General features: G+C 34.6%; 18 protein-coding genes. 12 read left to right on the forward strand and 6 right to left on the reverse strand.

What is annotated here, in order from left to right:
• Window positions 1-272: transposase (locus B5X55_RS15775; protein WP_143814519.1), on the forward strand; the 272-nt coding region annotated here is incomplete at its 5' end.
• Between the two features lie 105 nt (window positions 273-377).
• Here the strand turns inward: B5X55_RS15775 and B5X55_RS15780 are convergent.
• The 4 genes from B5X55_RS15780 to xerA form a co-directional block, all read right to left on the reverse strand.
• A complete protein-coding gene (locus B5X55_RS15780; protein ID WP_079513650.1) occupies window positions 378-806 on the reverse strand; it encodes a hypothetical protein in 429 nt (142 codons plus the stop codon).
• 157 nt (window positions 807-963) lie between these two features.
• A complete protein-coding gene (locus tag B5X55_RS15785) occupies window positions 964-1,704 on the reverse strand; it encodes a hypothetical protein (RefSeq protein WP_079513652.1) in 741 nt (246 codons plus the stop codon).
• 165 nt (window positions 1,705-1,869) lie between these two features.
• Entirely contained in the window at window positions 1,870-2,892 is a 1,023-nt protein-coding gene (locus B5X55_RS15790; RefSeq protein ID WP_079513654.1) for a hypothetical protein, read from the reverse strand.
• A gap of 77 nt (window positions 2,893-2,969) precedes the next feature.
• Window positions 2,970-4,097 (reverse strand): site-specific tyrosine recombinase/integron integrase, encoded by a 1,128-nt coding sequence (gene xerA, locus B5X55_RS15795; protein ID WP_234999763.1) that lies wholly within the window; start codon window positions 4,095-4,097, stop codon window positions 2,970-2,972.
• A 63-nt stretch (window positions 4,098-4,160) separates the two neighbouring features.
• Between xerA and B5X55_RS15800 the strand changes: the two genes are divergently transcribed.
• Window positions 4,161-4,538 (forward strand): hypothetical protein, encoded by a 378-nt coding sequence (locus tag B5X55_RS15800; RefSeq protein WP_079513656.1) that lies wholly within the window; start codon window positions 4,161-4,163, stop codon window positions 4,536-4,538.
• Window positions 4,539-4,569: 31 nt separating this feature from the next.
• Here the strand turns inward: B5X55_RS15800 and B5X55_RS15805 are convergent, their stop codons facing one another.
• Complete coding sequence (locus B5X55_RS15805) at window positions 4,570-5,439, reverse strand: AraC family transcriptional regulator (protein ID WP_079513659.1); 870 nt, start codon at window positions 5,437-5,439, stop codon at window positions 4,570-4,572.
• A 170-nt stretch (window positions 5,440-5,609) separates the two neighbouring features.
• On the opposite strand from B5X55_RS15805, the gene B5X55_RS15810 reads away from it, so the two are divergent.
• The 10 genes from B5X55_RS15810 (at window position 5,610) to B5X55_RS15855 (ending at window position 15,487) form a co-directional block, all read left to right on the forward strand.
• Window positions 5,610-9,104 (forward strand): PVC-type heme-binding CxxCH protein, encoded by a 3,495-nt coding sequence (locus B5X55_RS15810; RefSeq protein WP_079513660.1) that lies wholly within the window; start codon window positions 5,610-5,612, stop codon window positions 9,102-9,104.
• Window positions 9,105-9,130: 26 nt separating this feature from the next.
• The gene (locus B5X55_RS15815; RefSeq protein ID WP_079513662.1) at window positions 9,131-9,991 is read left to right on the forward strand and encodes a sugar phosphate isomerase/epimerase family protein; all 861 of its coding nucleotides are present in this window, start codon (window positions 9,131-9,133) and stop codon (window positions 9,989-9,991) included.
• Between the two features lie 9 nt (window positions 9,992-10,000).
• Window positions 10,001-11,131, forward strand: coding sequence for a Gfo/Idh/MocA family oxidoreductase (locus B5X55_RS15820; protein WP_079513664.1), 1,131 nt, complete (start codon window positions 10,001-10,003; stop codon window positions 11,129-11,131).
• Window positions 11,132-11,338: 207 nt separating this feature from the next.
• Window positions 11,339-12,661 carry a 2TM domain-containing protein gene (locus tag B5X55_RS15825; protein WP_079513666.1) on the forward strand — a complete coding sequence of 441 codons (1,323 nt, stop codon included), beginning with the start codon at window positions 11,339-11,341 and terminating at the stop codon, window positions 12,659-12,661.
• 23 nt (window positions 12,662-12,684) lie between these two features.
• Complete coding sequence (locus B5X55_RS15830) at window positions 12,685-13,164, forward strand: pyridoxamine 5'-phosphate oxidase family protein (RefSeq protein ID WP_079513668.1); 480 nt, start codon at window positions 12,685-12,687, stop codon at window positions 13,162-13,164.
• 233 nt (window positions 13,165-13,397) lie between these two features.
• Window positions 13,398-13,679: a 2TM domain-containing protein gene (locus B5X55_RS15835; protein WP_079513670.1), complete on the forward strand. Its 282-nt coding sequence runs from the start codon at window positions 13,398-13,400 to the stop codon at window positions 13,677-13,679.
• Window positions 13,680-13,700: 21 nt separating this feature from the next.
• Window positions 13,701-13,991 carry a 2TM domain-containing protein gene (locus B5X55_RS15840; protein ID WP_079513672.1) on the forward strand — a complete coding sequence of 97 codons (291 nt, stop codon included), beginning with the start codon at window positions 13,701-13,703 and terminating at the stop codon, window positions 13,989-13,991.
• A complete protein-coding gene (locus B5X55_RS15845; RefSeq protein WP_079513674.1) occupies window positions 13,982-14,320 on the forward strand; it encodes a 2TM domain-containing protein in 339 nt (112 codons plus the stop codon). The genes B5X55_RS15840 and B5X55_RS15845 overlap by 10 nt, the downstream gene beginning before the upstream one ends.
• Window position 14,321: 1 nt before the next feature.
• Complete coding sequence (locus B5X55_RS15850; RefSeq protein ID WP_079513676.1) at window positions 14,322-14,687, forward strand: 2TM domain-containing protein; 366 nt, start codon at window positions 14,322-14,324, stop codon at window positions 14,685-14,687.
• A 35-nt stretch (window positions 14,688-14,722) separates the two neighbouring features.
• Window positions 14,723-15,487, forward strand: coding sequence for a LytR/AlgR family response regulator transcription factor (locus B5X55_RS15855; protein ID WP_079513678.1), 765 nt, complete (start codon window positions 14,723-14,725; stop codon window positions 15,485-15,487).
• A 33-nt stretch (window positions 15,488-15,520) separates the two neighbouring features.
• Here the strand turns inward: B5X55_RS15855 and B5X55_RS15860 are convergent, their stop codons facing one another.
• Window positions 15,521-16,729, reverse strand: a complete 1,209-nt coding sequence (locus B5X55_RS15860) for an LETM1-related biofilm-associated protein (protein WP_079513680.1) — start codon at window positions 16,727-16,729, stop codon at window positions 15,521-15,523.
• Between the last annotated feature and the right edge of the window lie 82 nt (window positions 16,730-16,811).

Consider the following 16,811-nt stretch of genomic DNA (forward strand, 5'->3'; position numbering starts at 1 on the left):
CGATACGTGAGTCAGGGAGCAGCGTAAGAGGTCGTGCACGAATAAGTAAGGTCGGTAATAGAAAGCTTCGGAATCTTTTATTTCTATGTTCCTTTAATGCTTGTAAGCACAACAAGGCTTGCAAGGAAGTTTATGAGCGAATAGTGAATAAAGGAAAGAGTAAGAAGCTTGCATTGATTGCTGTAGCTAACAAACTACTCAAACAGTCTTTTGCTATTGCAAAATCTGGAAGACCATATGATGAAACTTACGTTTCAATATTGCCTAGATAAATAGAAGATAGATCGAATAAAAAAAGCTCAAAGAATCAAGTTATTGAATCTATCTATGAGCCTGGAATAGTATTGTCTCAGATTAAGGAAGAATTTACTTGTTTTTTACCTCAGTTCTTTGTTGTGTGTAGTTTTTTTCTTTTTTATTAATTCAGTTATTTTTCCGATTCCGAAAACAAAGAGCGCAATAATTCCTGAAAAAATTAGTCCAGTTATAAATGAAAAATTTCTTCCAGTATCACTTGTCAGATTTCTCATTGCTTCTTGCTGTTCAGGCGTGATTTCATTTCCGCTAAAAAATCCGTCTTGATTTAAGTCAAACTTATTCGTATTCCATTGAGCATAAATGTCATCATAAGTTGCTCCTCCAACAATAAATAAGTAAAATAGAAAGAAAACTGTCAAACTTATCCAAAACCATTTCAGTTTTCCGATTCCAAATATTCGCTTTCTTTTCAAGAATATTATTCCTAAAATCAAAATTGAAATTATTGATGGAATTATTAAATGATATGGTAAAGTTATTTCGTTCATTAAATTTCTGTCGGTTTGGTCAAATTACACACAACGAGTTTGTGTATGGTTAGTTGCGTGGTTTAGCAACTAATTTAGTAAACAAATACTTGCCAGAGAAAATTCCGAAGGAATTTTCCAAATGAGCACTTGCCAAAGCAATTAATTATACACTGTGTTAGCCTTTGTTATTGTTTTCTAATATTTCTATGAGTTTTATGGTTTCTTTTCTTATGCTTTCGTAAATTCGTTCTTGCCTTTGATATAATTTTAAATAATAAGATAGAGAATTGTTACGCATTCTCATTTGTGGTGAATCAATATTGTATTCCCAATTTTTAACCTCTGTATGCTCCTTTTGAGTATAGTTAAATGAAAATAATAAATCAATTTCCTTTCTAAAATCTAAAGTTACTTCATCAACTTGTTCAAGGCTTTTAAATTCGGCAACAGTAATTTTGTCAGCAAAATTCTTATATTTTAAAAGAGCATTTCTTTTGTGAGATGGAAATAATTTCAGATTTCCAGTTGAAAGTAAATCTTGAATAGTGTATGTAGACGTACCGAAGAAATTCAGGTTCAAACGAAGACTGTCAGCTTTAGACTTTAGAATATTCGTGTCTAATTTGTCTGTATTAAAGTAATCCACATAATTTTCAATGGTCACGGTCCTAACTTTACCAAGGCTATCCATTTCGTTTAGTTTTAATAGATCAGTTTTTAATTCTGAAATGATATTAACTTCATATGTTTTATATAAGTTATTTAATTTTCTAATTTCGTTTTGATTATTTACTTGTAAAGCCAGTATGATGCCAATCATCACTAACGCAATTTCTCCAATAGCATAAAGTAGATATTTGCTAAACTTGTTTTCAGTCAGCATTTTTTGTCTAATTTTTCTAAAGAATTTTATCATTTGTTAGTGGTTTGTTTTAATAAAGGCTAACGTTTAGTATATGAAAAGTAGGCGATTTCGAAGCACGAAACTTTCGGTTAAGCACCAAATTTGATTCGAGCCAAAGTCCTTGAATTCATTACTTTTTCGCCTATTTTTTATATACATTGTTACCTGCTGGGTTTTTTAAATTTCTCTTATTTCGTGTCTAATTTTCCCTTTCGTATTTTCAATGGTCAAGACAATTTTATTTGTGTTTGGGACAATTGTTATTTTAATAATCGTTTCGTTCTTAATCTCTGCATACTTTATTTTCGAAGTATTCACTGTTGAGTTGAAACCACTATTTCTATATTCATCCGATTCTTTAAAGTAAGAGTTTTTGATTTGAAAGAGTCCAAATCCTTTTTCCTTGCTAGCTATTGCTATTTTGTCTCCTATAATCACAAAATCCATGAATGTATGATAGTCCTTTTTTTGTGCATTAGAGGACAATGCAAAGCTATTTTTAAGGTTCAAATTGTCATATACTGTTATATGTTCAGTAGCTCCAACATAGCCACTATAAGTTCCTGAAATTAGACCAATGTAGTTATCAGTTATACGACCCTGATAAATACTTTCGTAAGCTCCATTTGATTTGAGTTCTTTGAAATGTGATAAGATAAGTTTCTCGTTTGAACTTAGTTTGTAAAACAAAACATACTTTGGCATAACAATATTGTCAATTGCAATGAGTAAGCTGTCATTAATAACTAAGTCATCAATTGCCTTTCCTGGGAACAAAACTTCAATGGGTATTTCAAGCTTATACCATTTTTGACTTTGTATATTATATTGAACGAGCATTTCTTTTCCCATTTCTCCACCAATAAAAAGGTTTTCGTCATTTAATAAAATAGTCTTTGGTTTTAAGTCGAATGGAATTTTTAACTCACTTTTACTTTCAGTTTTCGTATTAATTAGTGAGATATTGTTTTTTACAGTATCAAGAATTACAACTCTTTCTTTTTGGTCTGTCGTGTAGATAGATTTTTCAGAAATCGTGAATGTCTTTATCTGCTTTATTCCATTGTCTTCAAATGAGTTTATTGAAATGGTCTTTTGGTCTTGTTTCAGTATGAACAATTTCCCATTCTTAATTCCATTTTGCCCTAGTACAGATAAGTATGAAAGAAAAAATAGTACTGTAAAAATTAGACTTTTCATTGTCGTATCGTTTTTTTGCCTTGCAGGTAACAATTGGCTAAACGTACCTTGGTACGTTTATTCCATTTTTAGTATTACTAATCTAAGGGATTTTTAATGCTTTCAAAAGTATTTGTGGCAACATGGGTGTAAATTTCAGTTGTTTTTGTTGAGCCATGCCCTAAAAGCACTTGTATTTGCCTTAAATCTGTGCCTGATTCCAATAAGTGTGTTGCAAAACTATGTCGTAATACATGCGGTGTAACTGTTGTACGTATTCGTGCCTTTTCGGCTGCAGTCTTTACAATCTTCAAAACACTTGCACCACTATATTTAATTCCTTTCTTACCTTCAAATAAATATATATGAGGTTCATATTTAGTGTAGTACTTCCTTAAATCGTTAAGGGCCGTTTTGGACAATAAAGTTAGCCTATCTTTATTTCCTTTTGAACCTACAACACGTACTAGCATCCTTTTGCTGTCTATATCGTGTAATTTTAAGTTTAAAAGTTCACTTCGTCGCAAACCTGAACCATATAGTAGTTGTACAATACACCTATGTTTGATATTATTGGTGTTTTCAATGATTGAAAGTATTTCTTCCTTTGAGATCACCTTGGGTAATTTAGATTCTTTTCGTGGTCGTTCTATTTCATAAAAACGGTTGGGCATGCCCAAAACAACTTCATAATAAAATTTTATCGCATTGATAGCTTGATTGACATAGGAGTTTGAATGTTTCTTTTGAATAAGATGCTGAAGAAAAACCCGAATGTCGTTTTCGTCTAGCGCCTTTAATTCTTTATCCTTGTGGAAATTTATAAATAGTTCAAAAAAAGTAACATAAGTTTTAACGGTACTGTTCGCATAGCGTCTTAATTCTAGTTTTAATAAAAACTCTTCGGGGCAAAGTCGGTATTCTGGTACAGTCTTTCTTTTTCTAAACCATTGTACATCAACCGTTTCATTACTAGTGTTTACAGGTTTGTTGCTTAAAAAGCGATTGTAATTTATCCATACCACGCCTTTGAAGGTATTAAACACAATACTCAAGTTCGCTTTAGTATTGGGTATATAAGCCATATTATATTGTTGACTCCATTTAGGGTCAGGGAGTCCTTTAATTAAGTTCTGTATCAACTTATCTGGCGTGAATTTGATACCAATCATCTTTACGTCTTTAATCATCAAATGATACAGGGTTATGGATTTTAAAGTATTCATATACAAGTTTAGCCATGTTTCAATTACTAAGTAGTATATTAACTGTATAATATACTGTTAGAAATGATTGATGCTAAAAACTGCCCTGTTTGTGGTACTGAGGTTAAAGGAAGATCTGATAAGAAATACTGTTCCGTAAAATGTAAATCGATACATCAGTACGAACAACGTCAAGAAACCGAGGCTTTTTTCCTGAAAGTGGATAGACAATTGAAAATCAATAGAAAATTGTTAAGGAGATTTAACAAATCAGGTTTCACTACAATTAGAAGCTCCGAACTGATTTCCCAAGGATTCGACCCTAATTTTTTCACGCATTATTGGAAGAATAAAAAAGGTGAGGTTTATTTATTTGTTTATGAGTACGGTTTTTTGAGCAAGATTAATAGCGGCAAAGACAAATACGTTTTGGTTACTTGGCAGCCATATATGAAACATTAATTTTTCACACTGTCATACTAACAAGTATTTTTTAATACACCTCGTATTCTTTTTTATAGGCTAGGGGAGTGTGCTCGGTAATGGTCTTAAACTGTTTATTGAAATTAGATAGGGTTTGAAATCCGCTTTCGTAACAAGCTTGTGAGACATTCATCTTTTGCTCTATGAGTAATTTACAGGCATGACCAATGCGTATTTCGCTTACAAACTCAGAAAACGATTTATTCGCGTGCAATTTAAAATAACGACTAAAAGAGGTCGGCGTCATATTCGTCAATTGAGCCAAATCTGATAGCGCCATTTTCCTTTTAAAATTCTTCATAACGTAAGCATACACCTTAAACATACGTTCTGTATCAGCTTCCCGCAGCGTATTGGTATAACCAGGGCTTGCCAACAACGTATATTCTTTTGTTCGGCTTATGAAATCTAATATTTTAAGTAATTGAAGAATACCTTCAAACCCATCCATATGAATAAGGTCTAACATCTGTTCTTTTAGTGTTAGAGCTGTTTGCTCAGTAAATTCCATTCCTCTAAGGCTCTTATGAAAAACCTGCCGCAACCGTATAGCCTCATCTTTATGCAAAAGGTTTTCGCCTAGAAAATCTTCGTGAAAATAAATAACGACCCCTTCAGACCATGCAATATTCTTTTCCTGTTCTTGCTCATTCTCACTACGCCACATGTGCGGTAAATTAGGACCGGTAAAAGTGATGTCTCCCGCTTTAAAAGGCTTTACACTATCACCTATAAAACGGGTGCCACTACCTTTTTGTACTAGAAATAATTGATGCTCAGAATGAAAATGCCAATGAGGGTCAAATACAGGTTCGTTTAAAGACCGGGCCAAATAGGCTCTATTTTCTGGTATAGGTGATTTTTGAAGCGCAGATTTCATGATGGGTTATCGAGTTTTATTCTGGTTTTAAAAACCAATTGCACACTAATTTATCAATTATTGACAATATTATGCAATCAAATGATAAAATACAGTCAGTATGTGATAAGTGAGAGTAAATTTTAAGGTACTATTTTTAGTAATATTGAGAGTAGAAAACAAAGCTCTTTATGAAACTCAGCCAATCATTTATCAAAATAACCCTTATCGTTCTTCTTTTTGCAGCTTGTTCGCCAGCTAAAAAGGAACGTTTAGACGATGCACCTCGTAGAATAGAATTATTGTTTTTAGGGCATGAAATTGAACACCATAATTCAAGGGCATACTTTCCCATTTTAGCCTCTGCATTAACTAAAGACGGTATTAATATAACATACACTGAAAAGCCATCTGATTTGAATTCAGATAATTTAGCCTTGTATGACGGTCTTATTGTTTATGCCAATCATGAAGAAATTACTGAGTCGGAGGAAACCGCATTGCTGAATTTTGTAAAAAAGGGAAAGGCATTTATTCCTATACACTCTGCAAGTTTCTGTTTTAAGAATTCGCCCGAGTATATAGATTTGGTTGGAGCTCAATTTATGAGTCACGAAACCGGAACCTTCACAGCAGAAATCACAAACATAGAACATCCTATTACCAAAAATTTAAAACCTTTTGAAACGTGGGACGAAACCTATGTGCATGATAAGATAGCAGATGATATCACCGTTTTAATGGAACGTGTAGAAGGTGACCATAGAGAACCTTGGACCTGGGTAAAGGAAGTTGGGGAAGGAAAAGTTTTTTACACGGCATATGGGCATGACGAACGTACGTGGGAGAACAAAGGCTTTCAAGAGTTGGTGAAATCAGGAATTCTTTGGGCAGTAGACGACCAGGTGAAAAAGAACTGGGAAGCGTTTATGGTAGATATGCCAACCTTAAAATATGAAGAGCGCGCGAATATACCGAACTATGAAAAACGAGATCCGGCACCAAAATATCAATTGCCATTATCGCCAGAGGAGTCTAAAAAACTAATACAAGTACCGGCAGGTTTTGATGTAGAATTGTTTGCTTCTGAACCCGATATTATAAACCCCATTGCTATGAATTGGGATGAAAAAGGTAGGCTTTGGGTTATAGAAACTGTCGATTACCCCAATACGGTTCGTAACGATAATAGTATAGGTGATGATAGGGTAAAGATTTTAGAAGATACCGATGGTGATGGTAAGGCTGATAAGGTTACCATCTTCGCTGATAAATTGAACATACCTACAAGTTTTGTCTTTTATGACGGTGGTATCGTGGTTTCTCAAGCGCCGCATTTTATTTTTCTAAAGGATACCAATGGCGATGATAAGGCAGATGTAAAAGAGATTCTTATCGATGGCTGGGGTACGTTTGATACCCATGCAGGGCCATCTAATCTTCAATATGGTATCGATAATAATTTGTACGGCGTTGTAGGATACTCTGGCTTTGAAGGAAACATATTTGGTCAAGATTTTAAGTTCAATCAGAATGTATATCGATTTAATCTGAAGCGTAAAACATTTGAAGTGTTGACGAATACCAGTAACAATACATGGGGATTAGGGCTAACAGAGGATAATTCCATTTTTGCATCCACCGCTAATAATACCCATAGTGTATTTGTAGGTATACCGAATGCTAATTTTGAAAATGTAAAGGGTATAGGTACTGATGGTAGTGCGAAAATTGATGGTCATTATGCTATGCAGGCTATTACTCCGAATGTTAGACAGGTAGATGTCTTTGGAGGATTTACTGCAGCAGCTGGTCACCATTTTTATACCGCAAGAGCATACCCAAGTTCGTACTGGAACACTATTGCATTTGTTTGTGAGCCAACAGGTGGTTTGGTACACCAAGCACGAATTGTAAAAGATGGAGCCGGGTATGTAGAAGAAGATGCAGGAAATTTATTTGCCTCGTCTGATGAATGGGTTTCACCGGTAGAAGCTAAAACAGGTCCAGATGGTGTGGTTTGGGTAGCAGATTGGTACAATTTCATAGTACAGCATAATCCGACCCCTAATGCAGGGCGAGGTGGCTACGACGCTGAAAATGGTGAAGGTAATGCCTATGTGAATCCGTTGCGTGATAAAGGTCATGGTAGAATATGGCGTGTAGTGCCGAAATATGATTACACCTATGAAGCACAACAATTAACAAAAGAAGACCCAGAAGCATTGGTTGAAGCATTAAGCAGCGATAATCAGTTTTGGAGACTTACGGCCCAAAGATTATTAGTCGAAAGAGGCGATACCGATGTGCTGAACGATTTGTACAAATTAGTGAATAAAAAAGACGTCGATAGTAATGGCTTGAACAATGCAGCAATGCATGCCCTTTGGATTATTGAAGGTCTAGATGCTTTAAAAACAGATAGCAATGCATTAGGGGTTATAAAAGGAGCATTATTCCATAAAGCATCTGCAGTACGTAAGGCCGCTATTCAAATGTTGCCGAGAAATGAAGATACAGATGATGCCTTGTTTAAAGCGAACACCTTAAACGATCGCGACCCAAATGTGCAATTGTCTGCCCTCATATATTTTTCAGAACGACCCTCTTCTCAAAAAGTTGGTTCACTTTTATATGACCTTGGTAAGAACGAAGCAGTATTAAGTGATTTGTGGTTGTTTAAGGCCTTGTATGCAGCATCGGCAAAACATGTAGACGGATACTTAAATGCATTTACTAAAGCGAATCCTGATTACAAAAAACCATCTGACGACGTTAGCGATATGAGTTCTAATACGTATGATGACACCAATTGGGAAACAATGGAAATTCCTCAATATATGGAAGATGCCGGTTTAGAGATTGATGGGGTCGTTTGGTTTAGAAAAGAAGTGACCGTACCAGCAAGTATGGCAAATAAAGCCAATGTATTAGCGCTAGGCCCTATTGATGATTCTGATATTACCTATGTCAACGGAGTAGAAGTAGGTAGTATGGCTTCGAGTTTTAGTTCAAACAGAAACTACGATATTCCTGTAGGGGTATTAAAGGCAGGTAAAAATACCATAGCGGTTAGGGTAGAAGATGCTGATGGTAAAGGTGGTATTTATGGGAATTTTTGGCAACTGTATGTACAATCTGGAGAAGAAATGATCAGAATACATGGCATTTGGAAATATAAAGTAGAAAAAGATTATACGAATCAAGTAAAGAAAACCTACTCAAATTCTGATATAGCGGCACTTTTAATGAAATATTATGGTGATGGAGTAGAGGAATCTTCAGAATTAAAAACCGACGAAGTTTCGAATGCAAAAGTGATTACGATTAAAACAATCACCAATGAAATGAAATTTGATGTTACCGAATTTGAGGTTAAAGCTGGTGAGCAAGTAGCATTGGTTTTAGAGAATCCAGATTTTATGCAGCATAATTTGGTCATTACCAAACCAGGTAAAAAAGAGTTAGTAGGTATGGCAGCCGATAAAATGGCAGCGAATCCAAATGCGGCAGACCTTAATTACGTGCCGCAAACTAGTGATGTGCTATTTGCAACAGCATTACTGAACCCTAATGATACCTATACCTTAAAATTTAAGGCTCCTACAACGCCAGGTGAGTATCCGTTTATATGTACGTTTCCAGGGCACTGGCGCATTATGCAAGGGGTGATGATTGTCAAGTAAATTCAAACGAGTTAGCACGAGATTAAATGAGTAATAAAATAGATTTTGGGGTAAGTACATGGTTGTGGCAATCTCCTTTTACCAGTAAAAGCATAGAATTATTTCCGAAGATTAAAAAATTGGGGTATGATCTTGTAGAAATACCTGTAGAAGACCCCCTTTTAATAGATGCAAGAGAAATTAAAAAAGCCCTTATAGATAATGATTTAAAGGTTTCTGTGTGTGGTGCTTTTGGCCCTAGTAAAGATCTTACTCATAACGACTCAAAAATACATAGACAGTGTTTTGATTATTTAGAACAATGTTTTGAACTCTGTAATATTTGGGGTGTAGATTTTTTGGCCGGCCCCATGTATTCTGCAGTAGGTAAGGCGCGTATGGTATCACCAGATCAGCGAAAAACTGAATGGAATTTGGCTGTGACCAACTTACATAAAGTATGTATAATGGCCTATGCACATGATCTTTCAATTGCGCTAGAACCATTAAATCGGTTTGAATCTGATATGGTCAATACTGCTGAAGATGTAATGCGATTGGTAACAGATATCAATCATGCATCGGCAATGGTATTATTAGATGGTTTTCATATGACCATCGAAGAAAAGAATATTAGAGATGCCATTAATACCGTTGGCGATAAATTAATTCATGTGCAGGTTTCTGAAAATCATAGGGGAGTACCTGGTACAGGACTTACACCTTGGAACGATTTTAAGCTTGGTCTTGATGATATAAATTATAGTGGTGGTTTGGTAATTGAAAGCTTTACTCCAGAAATAAAAGAATTGGCCGCAGCGGTATGTATTTGGAAAACCATGGCCAAAAGTCAAGATGAATTTGCCCAACAAGGATTAAAATTTTTAAAACAAACGTTTAACAATTAAGAGCATATAATGAGCGAGAAGAAAATAAGAGTAGCTATCGTAGGGCTTGGTTTTGGAGCGGAGTTTATACCCATTTATAAAAAGCACCCTAATGCAGAATTAGTTGCTGTTTGTCAACGAAACGAAGAAAAGTTAAATGAAATAGCTGATGCATTTGACATCGCCAAAAGATATACTTCTTATGAGGAGTTGTTGAAAGATGATGAGATAGATGCAGTGCATATTAACACTCCAATTCCCAATCATGGCGAACAATCTATTCAAGCACTTAAAGCAGGTAAGCATGTGGCTTGTACCGTACCTATGGCGACCACCGTTGATGAATGCAGACAGATTGTAGCACTTACCGAGAAAACCGGACTTACGTATATGATGATGGAAACTGTAGTATATGCTAGGGAGTTTCTATATATGAAAGAGTTATATGATAATGGTGAATTGGGTAAGGTTCAATTTTTAAAAGCCAGTCATCAACAAGATATGGACGGATGGCCTAATTACTGGCCAGGGCTACCACCAATGCATTACGCGACCCATTGTGTTGGTCCTGTACTTGGTCTGACCAGAGATGAGGCGGAGTATGTTTCGTGTTTTGGTTCGGGTACTATTCGAGAAGAATTGATTAAAGAATACAACTCCCCCTATGCGGTTGAAACCACCCATATAAAATTCAGAAATTCAGATTTGAGTGCCCAAGTATATCGTTCGTTATTCGATGTAGCACGACAGTACAGAGAAAGTTTTGAAGTATATGGTTCTAAGAAGTCGGTAGAATGGCCCTTAATAGAAGGTAAGCCATTGGTAGTGCATACTGCCAAGAAACCAGAACCAGAAATTCCCGAAGAAGTAGAGAGTCCAGATTTTGCAAAACTATTACCAAAGGAGATTCAATCCTTTACAACTCATGGTGTTTACGATGAAGGCGATAATCAGCATTTGTCATTTACCCAAGGTGCCGGTCATGGTGGTTCTCATCCACATTTGGTGCATGCCTTTGTTGATGGCTTGGTAAAGGGCACATCACCCTACCCGAATGCAAAACAATCTGCAAACATTACGTGTGTGGGTATATTATCACATGAATCTGCAGAAAAAGGAGGTGAAATTATAAAATTACCTGAGTTTACTTTTTCAAAATAGAAAACAACCAACCTTTATATATTGTGAAATACAGTTCGGATGCCTTAATTGACATTTCGGACTGTATTTTTTTTTATTCCGTAGTGAATACTACAAATTCGCTGATAAGCTAGCCTTCGAATATTGATTTCACAGTTGTTAATGGAAATCGCTAATTTTAAGCACCAGAAGGTAGCATTCAACAATTCGCATAAAAGGGTATAATACATGGGTAGTTTTTTAAAGGTATTAAGAGCGAGTATCGTCATCACTTTAATTATGGTGATATTTCGATTGTTATTTGCAGATTGGAATACCATAACCCTTTATAGAGAACTTCAATTTACAGGTGTTAGCTTTATTTATGCCTTTGTACTTACTTGTGTAAATGCCTATTACAACCAATATATATCAAAGATTTATAGTTGGGACAAGCAGACTCAAAAGCGATTATGGTATGGTGCTTTGGGATCTATTGTCTTAACCATATTCGCATTTGCTGTGGTACGGTGGTTTACAGAAGTGGTACTTTTTGGAATGGATTTTAATAAATTTATCGCCACAGAAAAAGCGGAGTATTACGTAATCGCATTGGTAATCACTTTAATAGTCTCGCTATTTCTACACGCATTCTACTTCTACAAAGCGTTACAAGACACCAAGGTTAAAGAGCAAAAAATAATAGCTGGTTCAGCTTCAGCTAAATTCGATGCTTTAAAGAATCAGCTAGATCCTCATTTTTTATTCAATAGCTTAAATGTATTGACCAGTTTAATTGAAGAAGACCCAATACAAGCACAAAAATTTACCACGTCATTATCTAAAGTATATCGGTATGTGTTGGAACAGAAAAGTAAAAATCTAATTTCTGTAGATGAAGAACTTCAGTTTGCACGAACATATGTACGCCTATTAAAAATGCGGTTTGAGGACAGTATTATATTTGAAATTCCTGATAAGGCATTAAATCCTGAGGCTAAAATAGTACCATTATCGCTTCAGTTATTATTAGAGAATGCTGTTAAGCATAATGTAGTAACAGCTTCTAAACCATTACATATAAAGATTTTTGAAGAAGATGATTATTTATATGTAACCAATAATTTACAAGAGAAGCAAGTAGTTAAGAAAAGTAGTGGTGTAGGCTTGCAGAATATACGCCAGCGCTATGCAATTCTAACCAAGAAAGAAATGCAAATTTTTAAAACTGCGAAAGAATTTAAGGTACGTTTACCGATGTTAACTAATGCTATTGCTTTCAGGGAGACTCAAGAGACTCATATAAGTGCGAAACGATATGAGAAAGCAAAGGAGAGGGTAGAGGCCATTAAAGGGTTTTATGGTAATCTTGTGGCGTATTGTGTTGTAATTCCTGTTTTGGCCTATATAAATTATAAAACAACCAGTTTTACATGGGTGATTTTTCCGGCGCTAGGGTGGGGGTTTGGTTTGTTGGGCCATGGTCTAAAAGCATATGGTTACAACCCTCTTTTCGGTAAGAATTGGGAAGAAAAGAAAATTAGGGAGTTCATGGAAAGGGATAACTTCTAATTGTTATTTAAAGCTGAAAAGTAATGAAGCTAACAGCAGAGATTAAAGATTCATTAAGCACAAGCGTGTTGTGCTGGCTAGCGACATCATCTGCTGAAAACATACCTAATGTTTCTCCTAAAGAGATTTTTAGCTATTTTGAAAACGATAGTATTATAGTTGCAAATATTGCATCGCCACAAACCGTTCGTAACATAAAACAGAACAAGAACGTCTGTATTAGCTTTATTGACATTTTAAAACAGAAAGGCTTTCAACTGAAAGGAACGGCAGAAATCATTGAGAAATCATCTTCAGAATTCTCTAAAATGGAAAATATTTTGACATCGTTGACCGAGGGTAAATTTCCGTTTGCTACCATAACAAAAATTACGGTAACCGCTACTAAGCCTATTATTGCGCCTAAATACCTACTTTATCCTAATACTACTGAAGCAGATCAAATTGAAAGTGCGAAGAAAGCGTATGGTATTCAATACGTAAAAAAGAGTGTATTTGAGTAATTGTAATCCGAAGTGAAATAACAGAATAGCCTGCCTGACGAAAGTAGGGTATCGAGAACAACTCGAAACACGTAAATTCAAGTTGAAATCACTGAAATAATACAAAAGTTAATTAAACCTACAATTCAGTCATGAAAAGTTACAACTGGGTAGTTCAATTTTTTAAAACTAAAGGTATCTACCGAAATTTGAAGTATAGAAATCAAATAGTAGTAACCTAAAATCAGTTAAAGATGGAATCAAATTTCACAAACGACCAGAATTATAAATATAAAAAGGCTAAAAAAAAGGTACAGGCAATTAAGGGCTTTTATGGAAATGCCTTGGCATATTGCATTGTAATACCGGTTCTAGCTTATATTAATTATAGAACTACAGATTTTCCTTGGGCAATATTTCCTGCATTAGGTTGGGGATTTGGCTTATTGATAAACGGTCTTTGTGCATATGGTTATAATCCATTATTTGGAAAGAACTGGGAAGAAAGAAAGATTAAAGAATTCATGCAAGAATAATAACCTATTAAACTCAAGATCATGGATAATGAAAAATATGTAAAAGCACAAGAACGAGTAAACGAAATTAAAGTGTTTTATGGAAAGGTATCATCGGCATTATTTACCATTGTAATTGTTGCCTCCATAAACTATTATCTAAATGAATGGCAGTATCCTTGGTTTCTGTGGGTAGTATTCGGATTAGGAATCAGCTTATTTTTTAAAGCAAATAAAATCTTTAACTTGAATCCGTTTATGAACCGAGATTGGGAAGAGCGAAAGATTCAAGAATTTATGAAACAAGAAGAAAATACAAAACCATGGAGTTAAACGAATTTGAACAATCAGATAAATTAGCTAGAGCACAAAAGCAAGTAAAAGAATTAAAGGGATTCTATATTCACCTTTTGGTTTATATCTTGGTGAATGCTTTCATATGCACGGTTACCACTATGGCAAGAATGAGTAGCGGTGAATCTTTCAGCGAGGCATTTTTTAACTTAGGAACGCTGTCAACTCCTTTTTTCTGGGGAATAGGTTTGGCTTTCCACGCGGCAAAAGTGTTTAATTATAGTCCGTTCTTTTCAAAAGATTGGGAAGAGCGACAAATAAAGAAATACGTAGAGAAGGAAAAGGAAGAAGCTGATAAGTATAGATAATATGAAACAGAATCAAGACTTTAAAGACCGTAAAGAGATGAAAAATAGTGTATTATCTAAATATGAAAGAGCAAAAATAAAGGTGGCCTCCATAAGGGGTTTTTACTATCACGCCATAGTTTTTATTATTATAAACCTCATGCTATTCATATTAAGACATAAATTCACTTTTATTCTTATTAATAAAAATGCGCTCGGTAATCCTGAATTTTTAGAGTGGATAGATTGGAATGTATTTGGTACTACCATAGTTTGGGGAGTTATACTTGCTATACATGGAATAAGAGTACTTGGCGAATTTTCGTTACACGTAAGGATATGGGAAGAACGCCAAATTAAAAAGTATATGAATTCGAATAGCAACTAGAAATTAATAACGTACTGAAAGAATAAAACCAAACCATGAAGACCATTATAATTGAAGATGAAAAGCCTGCCGCTCGTAGATTAAGTAGAATGTTAGAGAGTTTAGATTTGCACGTATCTACCATGCTACATTCGGTCGAAGAGGCAATAAACTGGTTTCAGAATAATGAGCATCCTGACCTTATCTTTTTAGATATTCAATTATCTGACGGACTCTCTTTCGAGATATTTGATGTTATTGAAGTGCATAGTGCCATTATATTTACTACTGCTTTTGATGAATATGCCTTACAGGCCTTTAAATTAAATAGTATTGATTATCTATTAAAACCAATAGATGATGAAGATTTAGAGCATGCGGTACATAAATATCAAACACGATTTAAATCGATGACAGAACCCATTAAGATAGCTTTAGATTTTGAGGATATTAAAAAATTATTGGTAAACCCCTTAGAGCGTGAATATAAAAAGCGTTTTACGGCTAAAGTAGGGCAACATATAAAAATCATTAATTCTGAAGATGTTGAGTGTTTCTACAGTGAAAATAAAGGAACCTATGCTGCTACTAAAGACGGTCGAGATTATTTGTTAGATACTACTTTAGAGCAACTCGAAGTTGAGTTAAAACCACAGGTATTTTTTAGGGTAAGTAGAAAGTTCTTTGTCAATATAGATTATATAAAAGACATTATTTCGTACACGAATTCTAGACTTCAAATTAAATTAAACAATAACCCTCAACTAGAAATAATCGTAAGTAGAGAAAAAGTTAAGGACTTTAAGCTTTGGTTAGAGTAATTTTAGTAAAGTACTGATAAACAATTAGTTGAATTAATTATTTGTTGATTTTTCTTCCTCATCAATTCGATTTTCATCAAAAGCAGAAGGCAGTAACTTAGGAATAAGTTTAATGAAAATCGGAAGCAAAATTGCGCCACCTGGTAATATAAAAATAGCCAAAGAGGGTATACTTTTAAAAATATCAATAAGTTGATTTTGAACTTTTTTCTTTTCATCTCGGCTAAGGTCTCTTACCGTAGATTTTGACAATAAAGCAACCAGTTCCGCACTTTGAGAAAGCTCTTTATGTAAACGCTTGCTGTTTCTTAAAATTAATTTTTTTACAATTTTCCCCATGCTATCGTAAAATTGATGGGCAAGGTTCTTTTCCTTTAAGTAGGGTATTGTATCAAGATTTTGCCTAAAGAATTCTGTAACATGCATTATAGATTCAGAAATAAGGTGATTTTCAATTCCTAAATCTTTTCCAATTCCAAATATAAATTCAGATTCGGTATAATCTAAAGAATGATCTTCCCATACAGTAAGGCAAGCCATATCTAGTAAATAACGATTTTCCCAGATTTCTTTGTTGTTTAAGAGCCTATCACGATAAGAACCATCAAAATTATTTTCAGCGCAATTTATATAAGTCAATGACGAAGCCAATAATTGAGAAAGCTTATTGTCTTTTCTATTTTGTTCTTTCGAACTAAGTGCGTGATACGTAATGTTAATAGCTAAATATTCAATTTCTTCAGCCTTAGTTTTTAAGTCATCCACACCATTTAGGTAATGTTTAAAAAGTAATACATCTACAAATAGAAGTGAGTTGGTTATCAGGCTATTGAAGGTCTTACTGAAGATATTATCTTCAATATAAATTCTTGAAGCCAATAATTTTTCCAGCTTTGCCGATGTTTTATTGCCTGTTAATAGTTTGCCGAAAAAACCAGCTCGATTGATTTTTAAAACTTCATAAAACTTATAGACCTGTTCTACAAAATGAACGTAATCACCTTTTCCTTCATTTAGGTAATAGGTGAAGTAAAGTGCATTGAGTAAGTTGATTTTAGCTTTTTCGTCTTCAGATAAAGAATGTTCAAAAGGAATAAAATCTGGAATACTTGAATTTAGCCCATATACAAAACCGCTCTTTTTTAAAGTGCTATATAAGGCGTCAAAATCGGGGAAAGCATTTTGGTGTTTTTGAACGACCGAGCCATATTTTTCAATCCAACCAGAGGCAGACGGGTTCATATCTAAATAAGTTTATGGCTGCAAAGTTAGCTAATTATTGTTTTATGCTAAATGTATTCATATTTATAAAAGGTTACTTCTT

The organism is Maribacter arcticus, from assembly GCF_900167935.1.
In the GTDB taxonomy this organism is placed as follows: Bacteria; Bacteroidota; Bacteroidia; order Flavobacteriales; family Flavobacteriaceae; genus Maribacter; species Maribacter arcticus.